This window comes from Marinoscillum pacificum, from assembly GCF_024714495.1.
GTDB classification, from domain to species: Bacteria; Bacteroidota; Bacteroidia; order Cytophagales; family Cyclobacteriaceae; genus Marinoscillum; species Marinoscillum pacificum.
On record NZ_JAMZMJ010000001.1, the window covers coordinates 1,169,214 to 1,189,010 of the forward strand.

The 19,797-nt window shown below is 40.9% G+C and carries 12 protein-coding genes; 3 read left to right on the forward strand and 9 right to left on the reverse strand.

Translation table 11 applies throughout. The features are described from left to right. Nucleotides 1-106: 106 nt before the first annotated feature. On the forward strand, nucleotides 107-2,947 hold the full coding sequence (locus NXS00_RS05145; RefSeq protein ID WP_258098045.1) for a M16 family metallopeptidase: 2,841 nt from the start codon (nucleotides 107-109) through the stop codon (nucleotides 2,945-2,947). Between the two features lie 72 nt (nucleotides 2,948-3,019). On the opposite strand, the gene NXS00_RS05150 is transcribed toward NXS00_RS05145, so the two are convergent. The 7 genes from NXS00_RS05150 to NXS00_RS05180 all read right to left on the reverse strand — a co-directional run bounded on the left by NXS00_RS05150 (nucleotide 3,020) and on the right by NXS00_RS05180 (nucleotide 12,770). Then, nucleotides 3,020-4,900 (reverse strand): sodium:solute symporter family transporter, encoded by a 1,881-nt coding sequence (locus NXS00_RS05150; RefSeq protein ID WP_258098046.1) that lies wholly within the window; start codon nucleotides 4,898-4,900, stop codon nucleotides 3,020-3,022. Nucleotides 4,901-4,965: 65 nt separating this feature from the next. Beyond that, entirely contained in the window at nucleotides 4,966-5,622 is a 657-nt protein-coding gene (gene fsa, locus NXS00_RS05155) for a fructose-6-phosphate aldolase (RefSeq protein WP_258098047.1), read from the reverse strand. A gap of 15 nt (nucleotides 5,623-5,637) precedes the next feature. Next, nucleotides 5,638-7,662, reverse strand: a complete 2,025-nt coding sequence (locus NXS00_RS05160) for a transketolase family protein (protein ID WP_258098048.1) — start codon at nucleotides 7,660-7,662, stop codon at nucleotides 5,638-5,640. 61 nt (nucleotides 7,663-7,723) lie between these two features. Continuing rightward, nucleotides 7,724-8,893 carry an aldose epimerase family protein gene (locus NXS00_RS05165; RefSeq protein WP_373418654.1) on the reverse strand — a complete coding sequence of 390 codons (1,170 nt, stop codon included), beginning with the start codon at nucleotides 8,891-8,893 and terminating at the stop codon, nucleotides 7,724-7,726. A gap of 18 nt (nucleotides 8,894-8,911) precedes the next feature. Next, entirely contained in the window at nucleotides 8,912-10,396 is a 1,485-nt protein-coding gene (araA, locus tag NXS00_RS05170) for an L-arabinose isomerase (RefSeq protein WP_258098050.1), read from the reverse strand. A 7-nt stretch (nucleotides 10,397-10,403) separates the two neighbouring features. After that, complete coding sequence (locus NXS00_RS05175; RefSeq protein ID WP_258098051.1) at nucleotides 10,404-11,105, reverse strand: L-ribulose-5-phosphate 4-epimerase; 702 nt, start codon at nucleotides 11,103-11,105, stop codon at nucleotides 10,404-10,406. A 3-nt stretch (nucleotides 11,106-11,108) separates the two neighbouring features. Next, on the reverse strand, nucleotides 11,109-12,770 hold the full coding sequence (locus NXS00_RS05180) for a ribulokinase (protein ID WP_258098052.1): 1,662 nt from the start codon (nucleotides 12,768-12,770) through the stop codon (nucleotides 11,109-11,111). A gap of 211 nt (nucleotides 12,771-12,981) precedes the next feature. Between NXS00_RS05180 and NXS00_RS05185 the strand changes: the two genes are divergently transcribed. After that, entirely contained in the window at nucleotides 12,982-13,830 is an 849-nt protein-coding gene (locus NXS00_RS05185) for an ABC transporter substrate-binding protein (RefSeq protein WP_258098053.1), read from the forward strand. Between the two features lie 74 nt (nucleotides 13,831-13,904). Here NXS00_RS05185 and NXS00_RS05190 read toward each other — a convergent pair whose 3' ends face one another. Beyond that, the gene (locus NXS00_RS05190) at nucleotides 13,905-15,584 is read right to left on the reverse strand and encodes a family 43 glycosylhydrolase (protein WP_258098054.1); all 1,680 of its coding nucleotides are present in this window, start codon (nucleotides 15,582-15,584) and stop codon (nucleotides 13,905-13,907) included. A 59-nt stretch (nucleotides 15,585-15,643) separates the two neighbouring features. Next, nucleotides 15,644-17,233, reverse strand: coding sequence for a family 43 glycosylhydrolase (locus NXS00_RS05195; RefSeq protein WP_258098055.1), 1,590 nt, complete (start codon nucleotides 17,231-17,233; stop codon nucleotides 15,644-15,646). 371 nt (nucleotides 17,234-17,604) lie between these two features. Here NXS00_RS05195 and NXS00_RS05200 point away from each other — a divergent pair, with 371 nt between their 5' ends. After that, nucleotides 17,605-19,797: a T9SS type A sorting domain-containing protein gene (locus NXS00_RS05200; protein WP_258098056.1), complete on the forward strand. Its 2,193-nt coding sequence runs from the start codon at nucleotides 17,605-17,607 to the stop codon at nucleotides 19,795-19,797.

Here is a 19,797-nt window from a genome sequence, read left to right on the forward strand (position 1 = left end):
ATAAGACACTTAAACATTCATTGATATCTAATACCGACCCAATGAGCATTTATCCGACGGTAAAAAACTAAGAACAACTAAATAGGTCTTTAGCTAATATTACCTTATGAGAAACATTCTTTACCCCCTTATCATCCTTCTTGGAATATTGACCATTAGTTGTCAGAAAACTCCCCAAAAAGAAGTTGAAACAATCTTTAACGTACCTTTTGAAAAGATCAAGCTTGACAATGGACTTGAAGTAGTATTTCACATAGATCGATCAGACCCTGTGGTAGCAGTTGCTCTTACTGCTCATGTAGGATCAGCTAGAGAATTACCTGGCAGAACAGGTTTTGCTCATTTATTTGAACACTTATTGTTCCTGGAATCTGAAAACCTTGGTAAAGGGGGATTGGACAAAATGAGTGCTCGAATTGGAGGGTCGGGAGCTAATGGATCTACTTCCAGAGATAGAACTAACTACTTTCAAACAGTACCCAATGACGCCTTGGAAAAAATGATTTGGGCAGAATCGGACAAGTTAGGGTGGTTCATCAACACCGTAACCGAACCAGTACTTGCCAAAGAAAAGCAAGTAGTAAAAAACGAAAAACGACAGAGCTATGACAACCGCCCATACGGACACACTAGCTATGTAATTGATAAAAATCTTTATCCAGAAGATCATCCTTACAACTGGCAAGTGATTGGTTCCCTGGAAGACCTTCAGAACGCAACACTGCAAGATGTAAAAGATTTCTTCAATAGATGGTATACTCCAAATAACGTCACTTTGACAATTTCAGGAGATTTTGACGTGAATGAAGCTAAAGAATGGGTCCACAAATACTTTGATGAAATTCCTAGTGGAGAAGAAGTGCAACCAATGACTGTAAGACCAGGAGTTCTTACAGAAACAATTAAAAAGTTTCATGAAGACAACTTTGCTAGACTTCCTGAACTGACACTTACCTGGCCTTCAGTGGAGCAATACCATCCTGATTCTTACGCACTCGATGTGCTTTCCTCCTACTTTTCACAGGGAAAAGAAGCACCTCTGAATCAAATACTTATTGAAGACAAACAATTGACCAACAATGTCAGTATGTTTCAAAGGAGTTCAGAATTGGCCGGCCAACTTCAGCTAAGAATTAGAGCGTATGATGGTATTTATCTCGATTCAGTATTGAGTGCTGTTGAAAAAGGCTTTGCAAAATTTGAGTCAGAAGGCATTTCTCAGGAAGATCTCGATCGGATCAAAGCAGGACAAGAAACCATGTTTTACAATGGATTATCTAGTGTTTTAGGAAAGGGATTCCAATTAGCTCAATACAACATTTTTGCTGGGGACCCTGGTTTTATCCAACAAGACATTCAAAACATACTTGATGTCACAACTGATGATGTTTCGAGAGTATATGAAACTTACATCAAGAACAAACCTTGCGTAGCAACGAGTTTTGTACCAACCGGAAGTACTAACTTAATTCTTACTGGTTCATCTAAAGCTGAAATAGTAGAAGAAGAAATCGTGCCTGGTGCAGAAGAAACGTTCGATGCATCACAACAAGCAGAATATGAAAAAACACCTTCATCTTTCGATCGGTCAATTGAACCTCCTTATGGTACAACGCCAGTTATAGCCACTCCAGATGTTTGGCAAGCTACTATCGACAATGGTCTTAAAATATTTGGCATTCAGTCTGATGAAGTACCATTGGTAGAATTCAACCTAGTTATCAAGGGAGGTCAATTGTTGGAAAAAATTAACAAACCAGGTGTAGCTAATCTGGTGGCCCAAATGACGACCAAAGGAACCCAAAATAAGACCACAGCAGAATTAGAAAGCGCAATAGATAAACTGGGTGCCAACATCAGGGTTAGTGCAACAAATGACGCTATTGAAATCTCTGGCAATACACTTTCTAGAAACTATCAACAGACAATGGATTTGGTGTCAGAAATGATCTTGGAACCAAGATGGGATAGCGAGGAGTTTGACTTGTTAAAACAAAGTATAGCCAGTCAAATCAAACAACAAGAAGCTAACCCGAATGCAATTGCTCAAAATGCCTTCAATGTATTGGTTTATGGAAATGAAGATATCAGAACGATGAATTCATTAGGAACGCTTGCTTCAATTGAGCTTATTAACCTGGAAGATCTAAAAACATACTATCAAAGTAATGTCAGTCCATCTGTGGCTACTTTACACATTGTTGGTGATATTGAGCAATCAACCGTAGTTGAAAGCTTAGAAGGACTCAAAAACAATTGGAAATCAACAGAAGTAACCATTCCTGAACTCGACCAACCAAAACCGATTGAAAGTTCACAAGTCTATTTCTACGATGTACCAAATGCAAAGCAATCTGTACTCAATATTGGCTACTTAGCTTTGGCAGAAACGGATCCAGACTTCTACCCTGCTACCATTCTGAATTACAGATTAGGTGGCGGTGGATTTGCTTCTCAGTTGACGCAAGAACTACGTGAAGGAAAAGGATACACTTATGGAGTACGTTCTAGATTTCAGGGAAGCACAGAACCGGGTCCATTTATGATTAGTAGTGGTGTTCGAACCAATGTAACGCTTGAATCCACCCTACTGATTAAGCAAATTCTTGAAAACTATGGTCAAGAGTTCAATGAATCTGATCTGGAAACCACTAAGAGTTCCATGATTAAAAGCAATGCAAGAGCTTTTGAAACATCACGCGCCAAACTTAGCATGCTTCAGGATATGAGTAAATATGGCTGGAAAGCCAGCTACCTTCAAGACCGAATTGCAACAGTAGAAGTCATAACTGTCGAAGAGATTCAAGGCCTAGCGAAACAATACCTTAATCAGGATCAAATGATTTGGTTGGTTGTCGGAGATGCCAAAACACAATTAGATAGAATGGAAGAATTAGGATTTGGCAAGGCAGTTCTTATCAATGACATGACTCCTCCAGAGCAATAAGAGGAAGCCAAAAAAGAAGCCCGTCTCCACACAGAGCCGGGCTTTTTCATGTAAGTATAAAGAAGTTTCTTATTACCAGAATACCGCGTACAATGCCACGATTATTACTACAATTCCCATTGCACCAAGGAAGAACGTTTTATCCGTTTTGAACAACTCAGGCTCAATGGTATAAGCTTTTGCGTCCTGTTTTGATGAATTGGCATTGGTATACATTATGATTGACAAGAATGCCATCATAAAGGTTAGCATGAAGATGGAATGGAATCCTAAATTTCTCATACTCATACCAAACCATTCTGTACCAAACAAAAGTCCCAAAACAAGTGTTAAAGCACCTGCTGCACCAAATATTAATCCAGCCTGACGGAATTTCTTCTTTTTGTCTTCGCTTGCTTCCTTTGTTGCCACTTGATTAGAATCAGTCAATGTTAAAATCAACGCAAGAGAGATCAACACCATACATACATATCCCATACGGATGATGAAAGGAAGATCAGGAAGTAACAACTTAAATGCGATACCTACTGGTAGTGTAGCGATAGTTGTCCAAAGTGCAGCTCTATTTGTAGCACGTTTCCACAGGATACCCATACCAAACACAACAACCACACCTGGATATATAAACCCTGTATATTCCTGAATGTATTGGAATGCCTGATCCAAACCACCAAGCAATGGCTTAGCAGCAAAGACAGCAATAACCAAGGCCACAAATGCAGCGATACGTCCTATTTTTACCAATTGAGTTTGACTCGCTTCAGGATTAATAATGTCTTTGTAAATATCTAAGGTAAAGATGGTTGATGTAGAGTTCAACATAGATGCCAATGAAGACACTACAGCTGCAATCAATGCTGCAAACGCTAAACCTCTTATACCTGTCGGAGCAAAGTTTCTCAACAACCAAGGATAAGCCTGATCGGCCTTGTCAATAGTACCAGACAGTCCTTCAATCGAGTGGCTCAAATCTGGATGGTTGAACATTACATAAGCAGTAATACCCGGTACAATCACAATGATTGGAATCAAAATCTTTAAGAACCCAGCGAAAATCAATCCTCGTTTAGCCTCTTGTAAACTCTTAGCAGCTAAACCTTTCTGAATGATGTACTGATTGAATCCCCAATAGCCGATATTGATCAACCACATCGCTCCAAAAATTACAGCCAATCCAGGAAGATCAATGTAAGGATCTTTAGTTCCTCCACTTCCATCAGGAATAGAGGCTACACCTTCTTCTAAAATCATACTAAAGTGTAGGTCTGAAGGCACTTCTCTCACTTTGTTCAAGACTATCATGAAGCCTTCAATAGCTCCACCATCATCTCCAGCAACTGCTGAAAGTGCGAAGAAAGCGGTGATCAAACCACCACCAACGAGGAATACTACTTGAATAACATCGGTCCATGCTACCGCTTTCAAACCACCATAGATGGAGTAAATACCTGCGAAAATCAACAACCCTGGAACGCCATAAACCATTGGCCACCCCAAAATTTCTTCCATTGCCAAAGCTCCAAGCCAGGCCACTGAAGTTAGATTCACAAATATGTAAACCAACAACCAGAAGAATGAGAAAAAAAAACTCACGCCTTTTCCATACCGTTCCTTTGCAAACTGTGGAATTGTATAGATTTTGTTGTTGATCATTTGCGGTAGTAAGAACTTGGCAACCAAAATCAAGGTCACAGCTGCAAGCCACTCATAGGCCGCAATACCGATCCCTACAGCAAATCCAGAACCGGACATCCCGATAAAGTGTTCTGCTGAAATGTTGGCAGCGATCAAAGATGCACCAATGGCCCACCATGATAGCGAGTTACCTGCCAGGAAGTAGTCGTTAGCCGTTTTTTCATGTCCCTTTTCGTCTCTAGACAAGTAGAGACCAATGGCCATGATCACAACGCAGTAGGCTCCGAATACAACGTAATCAAGCGTTAAAAATCCCATCGTTTTTAAGTTATGTGTAAAAAAAGCACCAACGAGAATCGCTGGTGCTATTGACTAATATTCAATTACTTATTTCCCTTCGCGTAATCAGCGAGGAATTTCTCTAATCCACTGTCTGTAAGTGGGTGTTTTAACAATCCAGTGATCACCGATAGAGGACATGTAGCCACATCTGCTCCAATTTCAGCACATTTCAACAAGTGCATGTTGTGACGTACCGATGCTGCCAATACTTCCGTTTCGTAACCGTAGTTAGAAAAGATCAAAACGATTTGCTCAATCAAGTCCAAACCATCAGATCCGATATCATCCAATCTACCGATGAATGGAGACACATATGTAGCTCCAGCCTTAGCAGCCAACAATGCTTGTCCAGCACTGAAGATCAATGTACAATTGGTTCTGATACCTTCTTCTGTAAAGGTTTTGATCGCTTTCACACCATCTTTGATCATTGGCACTTTCACCACAATCTTATCGTCGATAGCAGCTAGTTTTCTACCTTCAGCTACCATTTCATCATAAGTTGTTGAGATCACCTCAGCACTTACATTGTCATCTACAATGTTGCAGATGTCTTTGTAATGCTTCAGGATGTTTTCCTCTCCAGTGATTCCTTCTTTTGCCATTAGTGACGGATTGGTTGTTACACCATCCAATACTCCAAGATCATAAGCTTCCTGGATGTCATCTAAATTGGCTGTATCAATAAAAAATTTCATTGTGTTCGTATTTTCTTATTTGATAAATGCTTTTACTTGTTCGTAAACTTTTGGTCCTGTGTAACCGAATTGCTCATCCAATACCCCAGCAGGTGCTGAATAACCAAAGTGCTCTAAACCAAATACTTTACCTCCTGCTCCTACAAGACCTTCTAGAGTCACCGGAAGACCAGCTGTCAAACCGAACTTAGGCAAGTCACCCAGAATTTCTGCTTGGTAAGCCGCATCCTGATCTCTGAACAGACCTTCTGAAATAACAGATACGATGTTCACTGAAACACCATCTTTCTCAAGCAATTCTGCTGCCTCAACTAGCGTAGCAACTTCACTACCGTTCGCTACTAATGTTACTTTCGCATCAGCACTTGATTTTACCAGGTAAGCTCCTTTTTTCGCTTGCAATGCATCATCAAATCTTGAACCTGCACTAGGCAAGTCTTTGATTCCCTGACGAGAGAAGATCAAACCTGTTGGTGTTTTCTTATTCTTAAGAGCCATCTCCCATGCTACAGTCGTTTCAGCTGCATCAGCAGGACGAAGAGCTAACAATGAACGCTCGCCTGTGTGGTTCTTCAATTTTTCTAATAATCTCAATTGAGCTTCTTGTTCGATTGGCTGGTGAGTTGGTCCATCCTCTCCTACTCTAAATGCATCATGCGTCCACAAGTAGATTACTGGAAGTTCCATCAAAGCAGACAATCTGTATGCAGGCTTCTGGTAATCCGAGAAGATAAAGAATGTTCCTACTACTGGAATTACACCACCATGTAGCGCCATTCCATTAGCCATAGCAGCCATACTGAATTCAGCCACACCTGCATGCAAGAAGTTTGCATCAAATGAGTGAGGACCGAAAGCTTTAGATTTCTTCAAGAAACCGTCTGTCTTATCAGAGTTAGCCAAATCCGCTGAAGAAACAATGATGTTTTCAACGTTCTCAGCAAGGTATGCCAACACAGAAGCAGAAGCATCTCTTGACGCTACATTCGATTTCTGTGGAATAGTAGAGAAGTCAATTGCAGGAATATCTCCACTCAAGAACAAGTCTAGCTTCGCAGCAAGCTCAGCATTAGATGCTCTCCAGCTTTTCTCCAATTCATTGTGCTCAGCAGCTTCTTTTGATTTTTTCTCAAGGATAGTCTTATAGAAATCAGCTACTTCTGGATAAACTGCAAATGGATCATTTACGTCTGCTCCAAGTGCTTCCAAGGTTTTGTTATAGTCTGCACCAGTTCCACCAATTGGCTTACCGTGAAGCTCAGAATAACCTTCATATGGATTACCGTCAGCATCCACACATCCTTTACCCATGATCGTTTTACCAATGATCAATGTAGGTCTTTCGGTTTGTGCTTTTGCATCAGTCAATGCTTTTCTGATGGCGTCGTGTTCGTGACCGTCGATCTCAACCACATTCCAACCCCATGCTTCGTATTTCTTACCGGTATCTTCAGCAGTTACTTCTTTGGTGTAAGTACTTAACTGTACATCGTTAGAATCAAAGAACATCACCAGATTGCTCAATCCAAGATAACCAGCTATACGACCGATACCTTGAGATATTTCTTCCTGAATACCTCCATCAGAGATGAACGCATAAATGGTGTGATCTGTCCAGTCACCGAATTTCGCCTGAAGGAACTTCCCTGCAAGAGCAGCACCTGCTCCCATCGCATGTCCCTGACCTAGTGGACCTGAAGTGTTTTCAACACCTCTTTTGTGATCAACTTCCGGGTGACCTGGAGTCACAGAACCCCACTGTCTGAAGTTGCTAATATCTTCTTTTGAATAATTTCCTACTAAATGCAATTGAGCATAAAGCATCGCAGACAAGTGACCTGGATCCAAAAAGAAACGGTCTCTCCACATCCATTCTGGATTATTTGGATCAAAACGAAGGAATTCACTGTATAACACATGAATAAAATCCGCTCCTCCCATTGGTCCTCCCGGATGTCCGGAATTCGCCTTTTCTACCATCGAGATAGATAACGCACGGATGTTATCTGCTGCCTGATTGTCAATTTTCTGATTACTCATGATCAATTTTTTTTCTAAGATAATACTTATAGTCATTTTAACTATAAGCTTACTTCAATTTCTATTTTATGTAAAACTTCATGAGGGTTGTTGTATGATACGTCTCCCCAGGTGCCAAATTAGTTGTTGGAAACGACTCTTGGTTAGGAGAATCCGGGAAATGTTGAGTTTCAAGGCAAAAACCGTAGCGATGGTTGTAAACCACACCATTTTTTCCAGTAATAGTACCATCCAGGAAGTTACCTGAGTAAAACTGAATGCCAGGCTCTGTGGTATATACATCCATAGCTCTTCCACTATTGGGTTCGTAAGCAGTGGCTGCCAGCATCATCTCTTTTGGATCATCATTCAACACCCAACAGTGATCATAACCACCACCGTACGCTAATTGTTGATTTTCCGCTGAAATCTCTACTCCTATCTTTTTGCTTTGTGTAAAATCGAATGGTGTTCCAGCAACTGGTCTCAACTCGCCAGTTGGGATTAAAGTCTCATCTACTGGAATGAATTGATCTGCATTCAGCATGATTTCATGATCCAAAATATCAGATTTTGACCCATTCAGGTTAAAGTAGGAATGCTGAGTTAGGTTCACCACCGTATTTTTGTCGGTAGTCGCTGTGTAGTCAAACTCGAGCGTATTGTCATCACCCAAAGTGTACACTACTGTTACATCAAGATTGCCAGGATAGCCTTCTTCCATGTCTGGACTGGTTCTCTTGAATTCCAATGCAACTCCCTTTTCTGAAGGAACTTCCTTCACATTCCAGTTTACTTTATCAAATCCAGCAAGTCCACCATGAAGATGATTACCGATGTTATTTACGGCTAAGTCATACTCCACACCATCAATGGTGAACTTACCTTTAGCAATTCGATTTCCATATCTACCGATTATCGCACCAAAGTACGGAGTAGTCTCCAGATAACCTTGTAAGTTGTCATATCCAAGCACGATATCGTCCATATTACCATTTTTATCTGGCGTTTTGAACGATGTGATAATCCCACCGTAAGACATTACTTTGGCTTCTACTCCATTAGCATTAGTCATTGTGAACAATGTTACTTTCTCACCTGTTGGCAATTCACCAAAAGGCTCGCTGGCAATCGTTGCTTTCGCCATTTCTTCAGTAGTTTCTTCTTTTTCTTGTGACTTGGGAGCACTACAACCTACCGTCATAGCGACGATTCCAGCCACGAGCAAAGAGTTGAAAATCGAATTTTTCATTGCTTTCATTTTTAGGGTTTAGAACAGGTGGTAATATACCTCATTCCATCGTAGGTTATCTTTGAAGCTTCTCACTTTCGTATCTCCATCGATTACCAATAATTCGATATCTGCCATGTCTGCAAAATCCTCGAAGAACTGTGTATTCAGCGCTCTACTGTACACTGTATGGTGAGCTCCTCCTCCTAATATCCATGTTTGTGCAGCTACTTCAAGGTTTGGTTTCGGATCCCAAAGTACTCTAGCTACAGGAAGTTTTGGCAGGTCATGCTCAGGCTTCACAGCATCTACTTCGTTAAGCAACAATCTGAAGCGGTTGCCCATATCCATCATTGCTACGTTGATTGCAGCGCCAGCACCAGAATCAAATACCAATCTTGCTGGATCTTCTTTACCTCCAATTCCCAATGGATGAACTTCACATCTTACTGGTCCTTCTGCTATCGTTGGACATATCTCCAACATGTGTGAACCAAGAACTCTTGAACGGCTACTTCTAAAGTCGTAGGTGTAATCCTCCATGAAAGAAGTACCACCTTCCAAACCTTGAGCCATTACTTTAGAAGCGTATACCAATGCACTGGTCTTCCAGTCACCTTCACCTCCAAAACCGTAACCATCAGCCATCAAACGCTGAGTAGCAATACCCGGAAGCTGCTTCATGCCATGAAGATCTTCGAATGTATCCGTGTATGCTCCAAATCCACCTTCAGTTAAAAATGCTCTTAAACCTAGTTCGATTCTTGCAGAGTCTCTTAAAGAAGATCCACTCAATACCTCGCTAGCGATTTGGTATTGATCTGAATAAACTTTGATCAAGTCCTCAACTTCAGCATCCGTGATTTGGTTTACATAAGCTACTACATCACCAATACCGTAAGTATTCACCTGGAAGCCAAACTTCATTTGAGCTTCTACTTTATCTCCTTCTGTGACAGCAACCTGACGCATGTTGTCACCAATTCTAGCCAACTTCAGGTTTTGAAAAGCATGCCATCCTGCAGCTACTCTACTCCAGTTACCTAGTTGCTTTTGAGCAGCCTCTGTTTTCCAGTGACCCACGATCACCTTTCTATTTTTTCTCAAACGACTTACCATGAAACCAAACTCTCTACCACCGTGTGCGGACTGGTTTTCGTTCATGAAGTCCATGTCAATATCTGACCATGGAATTTCGTCATTGTATTGAGTATGGAAGTGAGCCATCGGTTTTCTCAAGATCTGAAGACCTGAGATCCACATTTTCGCTGGAGAAAACGTGTGCATCCAAGCCACCATACCGATACACTGTGGCGCATTGTTTACCTCCTCGCATACCTTAAATATTTCGTCTGGAGTAGTGACCACTCCTTTATATTTTACCTGAACTGGAAGATGCGCTGAAGCATCCAATGCTTTGGCAATTTCTTCTGAGTGACGGGCAACATTTCTAAGTGTCTCTTCACCATAAAGGTGCTGACTTCCGGTTACAAACCAGATTTCAAAGTTCTTTAAATCAGTCATTTATGAATTAATTTTGCCCGTAGTAGGCGTTTTTACCATGTTTTCTTTCGTAATGCTTGTTGATCAAAGCATCTTTTAGTCTTGGTGCATTTGGATTAATCTGCAAAGTCAGATAAGCCATTCTAGCCAGCTCTTCCAAAACCTTGCTGTTGTATACCGCTTTCGCAGCATTCTTACCCCAGGTAAAAGGACCGTGATTTCCTAAAAGGACCATTTCCACTTCTTTGTAATTGATTCCTTTATCGCTGAAGCAATCCAGGATCTGCTGACCTGTCACGTGCTCATAATCTCCTTGAATCAACTCATCACTCATTGGTGGGGCACAAGGAATATCAGCAGTCAGGTGATCAGCATGTGTCGTTCCAAAAATTGGAATATCACGCTGAGCTTGCGCCCACGATACTGAGTAGGTAGCGTGTGTATGCGCAATCCCTCCTATCTCAGTCCATTCTTTGTACAAGAACGCGTGTGTTTTAGTATCAGAAGAAGGACGCATATTTCCTTCTATTACCTTGTTATCAAAATCAAGGATCACAATATCCTCAGGTTTCAATACTTCGTAAGGAACACCGCTTGGTTTGATCGCAAAAACACCTTTTTCACGATCCACGGCACTTACGTTTCCAAAAGTGTAGATTACTAAATCAAGCTTTGGCAGCTCCATGTTAGCTTCATAACACTCTTCTTTCAATGATTTATAACTAGACATTTCTTATCCTTTGTTATTGATGTTGTTTTCTACAAACTCACCAAGCAGTTCATATTTCTTATAGATTCCTGCATAAGTCTCTACCAATTCTGGTTGAGGCTCATAGGTTTTCTCAAAACCATTACCCATTGCTTTTACAGCTGATAAAGTATCTGGATGAATTCCTGCTGCTACAGCCGCATACATCGCCGCTCCTAGTGCTGGAGCTTGTTCCGATACAGCAACTTTGATTGGCATATTTAGGACGTTAGCCAAAGTCTGCATGATAAAACCAGACTTCTTAGCCACTCCACCAATTCCGACAACAGAATTAATGGTCACTCCTTCTGACTGGAATCGATCAACAATCTTTTTAGATCCAAAACAGATAGCCTCTACAAGCGCTCTGAAAATATGTGGAGCGGTAGTTCCTAAGCTTAGGTTCACAATCGCAGCTTTCAGGTTTTGATTGGCATCTGGAGTTCTTCTTCCATTTACCCAATCCAAAGCTATTGGAGCACTTTCTGAAACAGGCGTAGATTCTGCTTGCTTAGAAAGCTCAGCAATGATGTCATTTTTAATTTCTTCTATTTGCTCTGCAGACAAGTTGAACGTCAACAGATTATCCAATGGCCATGAAATCAAATTCTTGAACCAGGCAAGCACGTCACCAAATGCAGACTGACCAGCTTCTAATCCTACCATTCCAGGAATAACCGAACCATCAACCTGACCACAAATACCAGCAACACAATTGGTTCCGATTACATCATTGGATGAAACGATGATATCACATGTAGAAGTACCCATTACTCTTACCAGAGTATTCTCCTCAACTTCTGCTCCCACAGCACCCGAGTGCGCATCAAACGTTCCTACAGCAACTACACAGTCTGTAGTTAACCCCAATTTATCTGCCCATTCCTGAGACAAATTACCTGCCACCTCATCAGAAGTGTAAGTCTCAGAATATAGGTTTGATTTAAGCTCTGTTAGATATGGATCTAATTTCGATAAGAACTCATCTGCTGGAAGACCTCCCCAGCTCTCATGCCACATTGCTTTGTGACCAGCAGCACATCTCGATCTTTTGAAAGTGCTCAATTCTGGTTCTCCAATCAACATATAAGTCATCAGATCACAATGCTCCACCCATGAGTGAGCTGCATTCTTTACTGCTTCATCTTCACGAGCAATATGGAGGATTTTAGCCCAGAACCATTCAGATGAGTAGATTCCTCCTTCAAACTTGGTAAAGTCCTCACCTCCCCAACTTCTAGCCAGTTCGTTGATTTCATCAGCTTCTTTAATTGCCGTATGGTCTTTCCAAAGAACCATCATCCCATTAGGATTCTCTGCAAATTCAGGCAATAGACTCAATGCAGTTCCAGCTTCATTGACTGGAATTGGTGATGATCCAGTCGTATCGATACAAATACCTTTTACAGCATCAGCAGGTACTCCCGCCTCTTTAACTACTTCACTAATGGTATACTCCATCCCTTCGATATGATCGAGTGGATGTTGACGAAATCGATTAGCTGCCGGATCGCAATACTTACCTTCTTTCCAACGCTTGTACCAATGTACTTTACTACCTAAAGTGGCTCCATTACTGGCATCCACCAACACAGAACGGACAGAGTCCGATCCAAAGTCCAATCCAATAACGTACTTATTTTCCATATCGAAACTGCAATATTTTTAGTCTGTAGCTAAAGTACTAAAATTATTTCAACAAGTGTATATTTTACACTTATAAAAATTATAAAATATTCGTTCGCACTTTTTAGACATCAAAAAACAATTTGATATGTTATAAGATTTAATCCTTGAGATACAAAATCTTTACAGATTCTTAATTAAACTTTGCACTTCTTAACAAAATCATAGTTCCATGCACAAGTTCACCATTGGAGGCGTACCAGAATATTTTAATTTACCCATACTGAATGCCATTGCAACTGGTGATTTGGAGAAAGCTGACATCAAGCTAAGATGGGAAACTGTAAAGGAAGGAACTGGTGCTATGTCCAAAATGCTACATGATGGTGATCTGGATATCGCTATGATATTGTTGGAAGGTGCAACTAAAAGCATTTTAGACGGACAACGAATTAAAATCATCAAGGATTACGTTTCCTCTCCATTGACCTGGGGTGTTCACACCTCTCCTTTCGTGAATTCAGTAGATGAGCTATACGCCAGAAGAGTAGGCATTAGCCGCTATGGCTCTGGATCTCACATGATGGCTTTTTTAATGGCTGAGCAATACGGTTGGCCAAAAGAAAGTCTGGAATTTGTGGTGATCAATAACCTTGATGGTGCTATAGATGCTTTCGCAAAGCAGGAAATTGACATTTTCTTATGGGAAAAGTTTACCACCAAACCGTTTGTGGATGCCGGACAGATGAATCGCATTGATACAGTAGCTACTCCATGGCCTTGTTTCGTACTTGCTGCAAATGCACGCACCATGGCTGCTTACTCCAAAGAAGTGAAGAAAATCTGTCAATTGATCAATCATCAAGCGTCAGTTCTTATGTCAGATAAATCACTTTCCGAACTAATTTCAAAAGATTATGGACTTACCTCCGATGACTCCAAACTGATTACTCAGGAGGTAAAGTGGTCTACAGCAACTGAAGTGGATGAAACGGCTATTCAGAAAGTAATGGACACTTATAGGGAATTAAAAGTGATTAAATCAACACAGGACACTAAATCCCTTATTGCATTAGTATAAAAAAAGTGGCTCCCCCCAGAGCCACTCTCAAGTTTGATTCACACCTTGGTGAACCTGCCTTAGTTTATTCTTGATTACTTTTTACTGATTTTAGAAGTATAGCTTCCTTCCTCATTGTCATACTTGATGATGTACAATCCTTTTGGAAGATCGATCAAGCTCACTTTTCCCTGGCTACCTTCAAATTGTGTTGACAAAACCATTTTACCTGAAGTATCAAATAATTTGACTGAAGTGATGCCCTGCAATCCATGAGCTAAACGAATATTCAATTGATCTGCCACAGGGTTTGGATACACGCCAAGTTTTGATTCATTCGCCAGCTCAGACACATCAGCCACACGACTACCAGACACCGATTGGAAACTAAACTGCTGATTGGAACTGGAACTATAGCAGGTGTATTGCAATACATTAGCACCATCGGCAGTAGAAACACCACTTATGTCCACACATTTGCCACTAGCTCTAGACTGCAAGGAATAATATCCTCCTCCACGATCTACCAATCGCCACTTCTGGCAATCATTGTTTAGCCACGTCCATAGCTGAATATTGGCAGAATTGCTCCCGCTACATCCATCCAGATCAAGGGCCATTGACGGAGCATTGACAGGTGATATTCGGTAATAACCATCTCCAACATCAGTGAAAATCCATTTCTGACAATTATTATTCAACCAACTCCACTGATTGACGTTGGTTCCGTTTCCTGATCCACACATCACTACATCCAACGCTTTACCACTATGACGAGGAGTAATTCTATAGGCTCCTCCTGATGTAACTGGACCACTTGTGGATGGCGGACTACCTACATATGGCCATCCATTAGCAAACCCAAAATCACTACGGTTCATCAGTTTTGCATTGCCATTATCATTGGCATCATAGAAATGATAAGTTAGCCGACCTTCGTTATACCCAAAATGACCAGGCCCTACCACATTACCATTTTGATTACTAATCAACGTACGCTCTCCGGTATATGGTCCTGTAACACTGGTTGATCTTGCTACCACTATAATATAGGAACTATTCAACCCATTGCAGCATGTACCTCTATTGGTAAATAAATAGTAATAACTTCCATTTTTCATAATAAATGGTGCTTCCCGATCCTGATGATTCCCTCCGGCTACTTGAGTGACCCCTCCAGTAGTTTTACCTGTAGATGGATTGATCTGAACGACACCCATTCCACCAAACCAAGAACCGTAAGTCATCCAAACGGAACCATTGGTATCCTGAAACAATGCTGGATCTATTGCATTAATTGCATTACTACTTCCATTGGAAGAAACCACTAAGCCCAGGTCTGTCCAGGGTCCGTTGAGGTTAGACGCTCTAGTCACACCTATTGCAGAACGGGAAGATCCAAATGTGGAACACGAGTAATACAGATAATAATATCCATTCATCTGGATCACACCCGGTGCCCAAAAGTCTCCCTGAAATCCTGGAACGTAACTATTGATCCAAGATGGCCAGGTACCCGGAGTAAAAGGAGTTGACTCTGGCTGCCAATTACTAAAACTTGAATTGCTTGAGGACATAGCCCAAATACCATTTCCTGTAGTAAATATCCAATACCGGCCATCGGTATTTCTGATGACTTTAGTTGGGTCATGGCTTGGTGGATACTGTGCTGTTGCAGTATTCATGGCAATGAGTAGCAGCAGTGTAAACACACTCATGCACAATCGAGGGGTTGTCAAAACCAATCTTTTGGTTTGCGCTTGTTGTAACATCATTTTTAAGTTTTGTTAGGTTCTAAATACTAATCACTGGGTATCAGTAAAATCAATTGGCGTTATTGTTTTCGAACTCTGGCAGTATGGCTTCCTTGTACATTATTGTACTTCACGACATAAAGCCCTTTTGGTAAACCGACTACATCCACCATTCCTTCAGGCCCTTCAAATACCGATGACAGGACTTTTTTACCAGAAGTATCGAACAGTTCAACAATAGTTGAGCCTTCGAACTGGTCTCCAACCCGAATATTGAGATGATTTACTACCGGATTTGGGAATACGCTTAATCTGCTATCATCTATGAGATCACTCACATCCGCCAGTCGGCCTGAGGAAACTGACTGGAAACTAAACTGCTGATTGTAGTTACCTGAGATGCAATCGTACTGGACGACATTGGCTCCATCAGAAGATGAAATACCTTCAATATCCACACATTTTCCGCTTGCACGTGACCTTAAGGAGTAATAACCTCCTCCACGGTCTACCAATTGCCACTTCTGGCAATCATTATTGAGCCAGGACCATAGTTGAACATTGGCCAAATTACTTCCACTACACGCATTGAGATCTAATGCCATATTTGGCGCATTGGATGGAGATAAACGGTAATAACCATCTCCTGCATCAGTGAATATCCACTTTTGACAATTGTTATTCAACCAGCTCCACTGATTGACGTTGGTACCATTACCTGTTCCACAATTAACTACATCAAGTGCCTTATCACTATGCCTTGGGGTAATCCGGTAAGTTCCGCCTGAAGTAACTGGCCCACTAGACGGTGGACTTCCGACGTAAGGCCAGCCGTTAGCAACTCCAAAATCAGAACGAACCATGAGTTTAGCATTTCCATTATCATTACCATCATAGAAATGATAAGTCAATCGACCTTCACCAAAACCAAAATGTCCAGGACCTATGATATTGCCATTCTGATTAGGCAAAAATACCCGTTCCCCTGTATAAGGACCCGTGATATTGGCAGAACGAGCTACCACCATGTAATAGGAAGAATTCACCCCATTACAGCAAAGTCCTCTTTGGTAAAACAAATAATAATAGCTTCCTGATTTGAAGAGACCTGGTCCTTCCACATTTCCTGAAACCAGATGAGTGGTTCCGGATATTGGTTTTCCAGTGGACGTACTGAGTTCGATGATATCAATACCAGTTTGCCAATTACCCCAGGACATCCACAACCTTCCATTGTCATAGAGCAGCGCAGGATCAATAGCATTGTTACCAGATACAACTCTCCCACGATCTGTCCAAGGACCTGCCAAATTAGTGGCGGTAGCTACTCCAATAGCGGCCGGAGCTCCGTTTCCGGCACAGGAATAGTAGAGAAAATATGTACTGCCAACCTTGATTACATCCGGCGCCCAGAAGAAGCCATTAAACCCATCCACATAATTGTTGATCCAGGAAGGATAAGTACCCGGCGCAAAAGGCGTAGGTTCTACTCGCCAATTGGTAAAATCACGATTACTGGATGACATGGCCCAAACGCCATCACCTGTGGTAAATATCCAATACCTGCCATCCGTGTTTCGAATCATTGTAGAGGGGTCATGACTCGGAGGATATTGGGCTTGAACCAAATGAGCAGCTAATGTCAGCAGCAGAACTACTGACCATTTCATTAATTTATTGGGGGCTTGTGGGGTTTTAAGAATTCCAAAAACTAAGGCATTAGCTTTGGAAAAGTGCAACATACATTAAGTTTGTTTTGAGTAGAACATATACGATGGAATGAATACGTTAATGAACTTTAAATTAAAAATTCAGCCATAATCCCCTCACTATTCCTCATTTTGAATAAGAAACAATTTTTACTATTTTAATAATTACTATTGAAGTATAAGTGAGCTTTTTAGAGCCTTTTCATTTAATAGCTAATATAATGAAAATATGCATTAAGTGTAACAATAACATTTAATATTTTATTCATCCATCAGACAACCTTTAACTGAAAAAAAAGGTCTTATTACATACAACTTCCTAACCTCCTATAATGCAGATCAAATTCAGACTTAAAAACTTACTCTTTTTTATCACCTTTTGCCTATCAGGTTATTCTTACGCACAAGAGAATTCAGTTGCCAGGGTTTGGAATGAAGCATTATTAGAATCAATCAGAAATGATTTTGCCAGACCAGTAGTTCACGCACGCAATTTATTCCATGTTTCAGCGGCGATGTATGATGCATGGGCCATACATTACGACACAGGAAGCCCCTACTTTTTAGGGCAAACTGTTCATGGATTTCCAATAGCTTATCAGCCAACCACGTTTGAAGGAGATGTAGAGGAAAATCTTAGCAAAACGATCAGTTATGCTTGTTTTCGTTTGATCGCACACCGATTTAGATTTGCTCCAGGATATCAAGAAATCATGCCAATGATTGTAGATATCATGAACAGACATCAATATGATACTGCATTCACAAGTACCGATTATACAAGTGGAGATCCAGCAGCACTAGGAAATTATATAGCCGAGCAAATTATAGCTTTTGGAAAAGAAGATGGTTCTCATGAAAATTTCAATTACACCAATTTCTTTTACAGTTCAGTTAATGATCCCTTAGCATTAGATCAACCTTTCGATATATCAAGTGTTCAGGATCCAAATCATTGGCAACCTCTTTCATTTGAAACATTTATTGATCAGTCAGGAAACCCGATACCTGGAGCAACTCCTGCCTTTGTTGGAGCTGAGTGGGGAAATGTGAAAGGATTTGCCTTGAAGGATTCGGATAGTAAATCCTTCAGTATGAATGGAGGTAATGTACTTGTATTCAATGATCCGGGAAAACCTGCTTATTTAGGAAGCGACTCAAAAGAAACGGCTCTTTATAAATGGTGCTTTCAATTGGTAAGCGTTTGGTCTTCACATTTGGATCCATACGATGGTGTTAGTTGGGATATTTCACCAGGAGGAATTGGGAATATCACATCCTACCCCACCAAACCAGAAGATTACGCAACGTTTTATGATGTAAACAATGGTGGAGAACTACCAGGAATCGCTGATGGTCATGATTTGAACCCAAAAACAAATCAACCCTATGACGAGCAAATTGTACCAAGAGGAGATTACACAAGAGTGTTAGCAGAATTTTGGGCTGATGGACCAGATTCAGAAACACCACCTGGTCACTGGTTTACCATATTAAATACCGTCAATGATCATCCAGATCTGATTAGGAAATTTGAAGGAGAAGGTGAAGAATTATCCAAACTGGAATGGGATATCAAATCCTACTTCTTACTCGGAGGAGCTATGCATGACGTAGCAGTGAGCGTTTGGAGTATAAAAGGCTTTTATGATTATGTACGACCAATCACTGCTATCCGCTACATGGCTACATTAGGGCAGTCAACCGATTCGGATAAAAACAACTTCCATCCGCATGGCATTCAATTAATCCCAGGTTTAATAGAAGAAGTAAATGAAGTAGATCCATTAGCTGGGGCAAATGGGGAACATGCTGGGAAAATTAAGGTAAAGGCTTGGCGTGGACATGATCTAATTTCTGATGCAACTACAGACGAAGCTGGAGTTGGATGGATTTTAGCAGAAAATTGGTGGCCATATCAAAGACCAAGCTTTGTAACACCTCCATTCGCGGGTTATATTTCTGGTCATTCTACCTTCTCAAGTGCAGCAGCAACTGTTCTTACCCAATTAACTGGTGATCCATTTTTTCCTGGTGGAATGGGAGAATTTGTAGCCAAAAAGAACGATTTTCTAGTTTTTGAGAAAGGACCAAGTGTAGATGTTCATCTTCAGTGGGCAACCTATTACGATGCAGCTGATCAGTGTAGTTTATCTCGAATTTGGGGAGGAATACATCCTCCAATGGATGATATCAGAGGACGAATTTTAGGAAGAAAACTCGGCGCTCAATCGTTTAATTTGGCTCAACTCTATTTCGCAAATACACTAGTGACTACTACCAAATTCAAATCATCTGATTGGTTAGCTTATCCAAATCCAGTCTCAAAAGATGGAATAATTACTATTGAAACTGACAATCAACATCACGGCTTAGAACTTTATAACTCAGTTGGTCAATTGATTTATAGATCTAATGAATCAATAAAGTCTTTGGACCTAAAGTCACTAGACATAAAACCTGGAGTTTATCTTTTAAGATCTAATGAGAATGCTCAATCTCAACGCATTATCGTTCAAGATTGA

Excerpts from the sequence above, each read along its gene's own strand:
- NXS00_RS05145 (WP_258098045.1), top strand. The coding sequence starts at position 107 with ATGAGAAACATTCTTTACCCCCTTATCATCCTTCTTGGAATATTGACC.
- NXS00_RS05150 (WP_258098046.1), bottom strand. The coding sequence starts at position 4,900 with ATGGGATTTTTAACGCTTGATTACGTTGTATTCGGAGCCTACTGCGTT.
- fsa (WP_258098047.1), bottom strand. The coding sequence starts at position 5,622 with ATGAAATTTTTTATTGATACAGCCAATTTAGATGACATCCAGGAAGCT.
- NXS00_RS05160 (WP_258098048.1), bottom strand. The coding sequence starts at position 7,662 with ATGAGTAATCAGAAAATTGACAATCAGGCAGCAGATAACATCCGTGCG.
- NXS00_RS05165 (WP_373418654.1), bottom strand. The coding sequence starts at position 8,893 with ATGAAAAATTCGATTTTCAACTCTTTGCTCGTGGCTGGAATCGTCGCT.
- araA (WP_258098050.1), bottom strand. The coding sequence starts at position 10,396 with ATGACTGATTTAAAGAACTTTGAAATCTGGTTTGTAACCGGAAGTCAG.
- NXS00_RS05175 (WP_258098051.1), bottom strand. The coding sequence starts at position 11,105 with ATGTCTAGTTATAAATCATTGAAAGAAGAGTGTTATGAAGCTAACATG.
- NXS00_RS05180 (WP_258098052.1), bottom strand. The coding sequence starts at position 12,770 with ATGGAAAATAAGTACGTTATTGGATTGGACTTTGGATCGGACTCTGTC.
- NXS00_RS05185 (WP_258098053.1), top strand. The coding sequence starts at position 12,982 with ATGCACAAGTTCACCATTGGAGGCGTACCAGAATATTTTAATTTACCC.
- NXS00_RS05190 (WP_258098054.1), bottom strand. The coding sequence starts at position 15,584 with ATGATGTTACAACAAGCGCAAACCAAAAGATTGGTTTTGACAACCCCT.
- NXS00_RS05195 (WP_258098055.1), bottom strand. The coding sequence starts at position 17,233 with ATGAAATGGTCAGTAGTTCTGCTGCTGACATTAGCTGCTCATTTGGTT.
- NXS00_RS05200 (WP_258098056.1), top strand. The coding sequence starts at position 17,605 with ATGCAGATCAAATTCAGACTTAAAAACTTACTCTTTTTTATCACCTTT.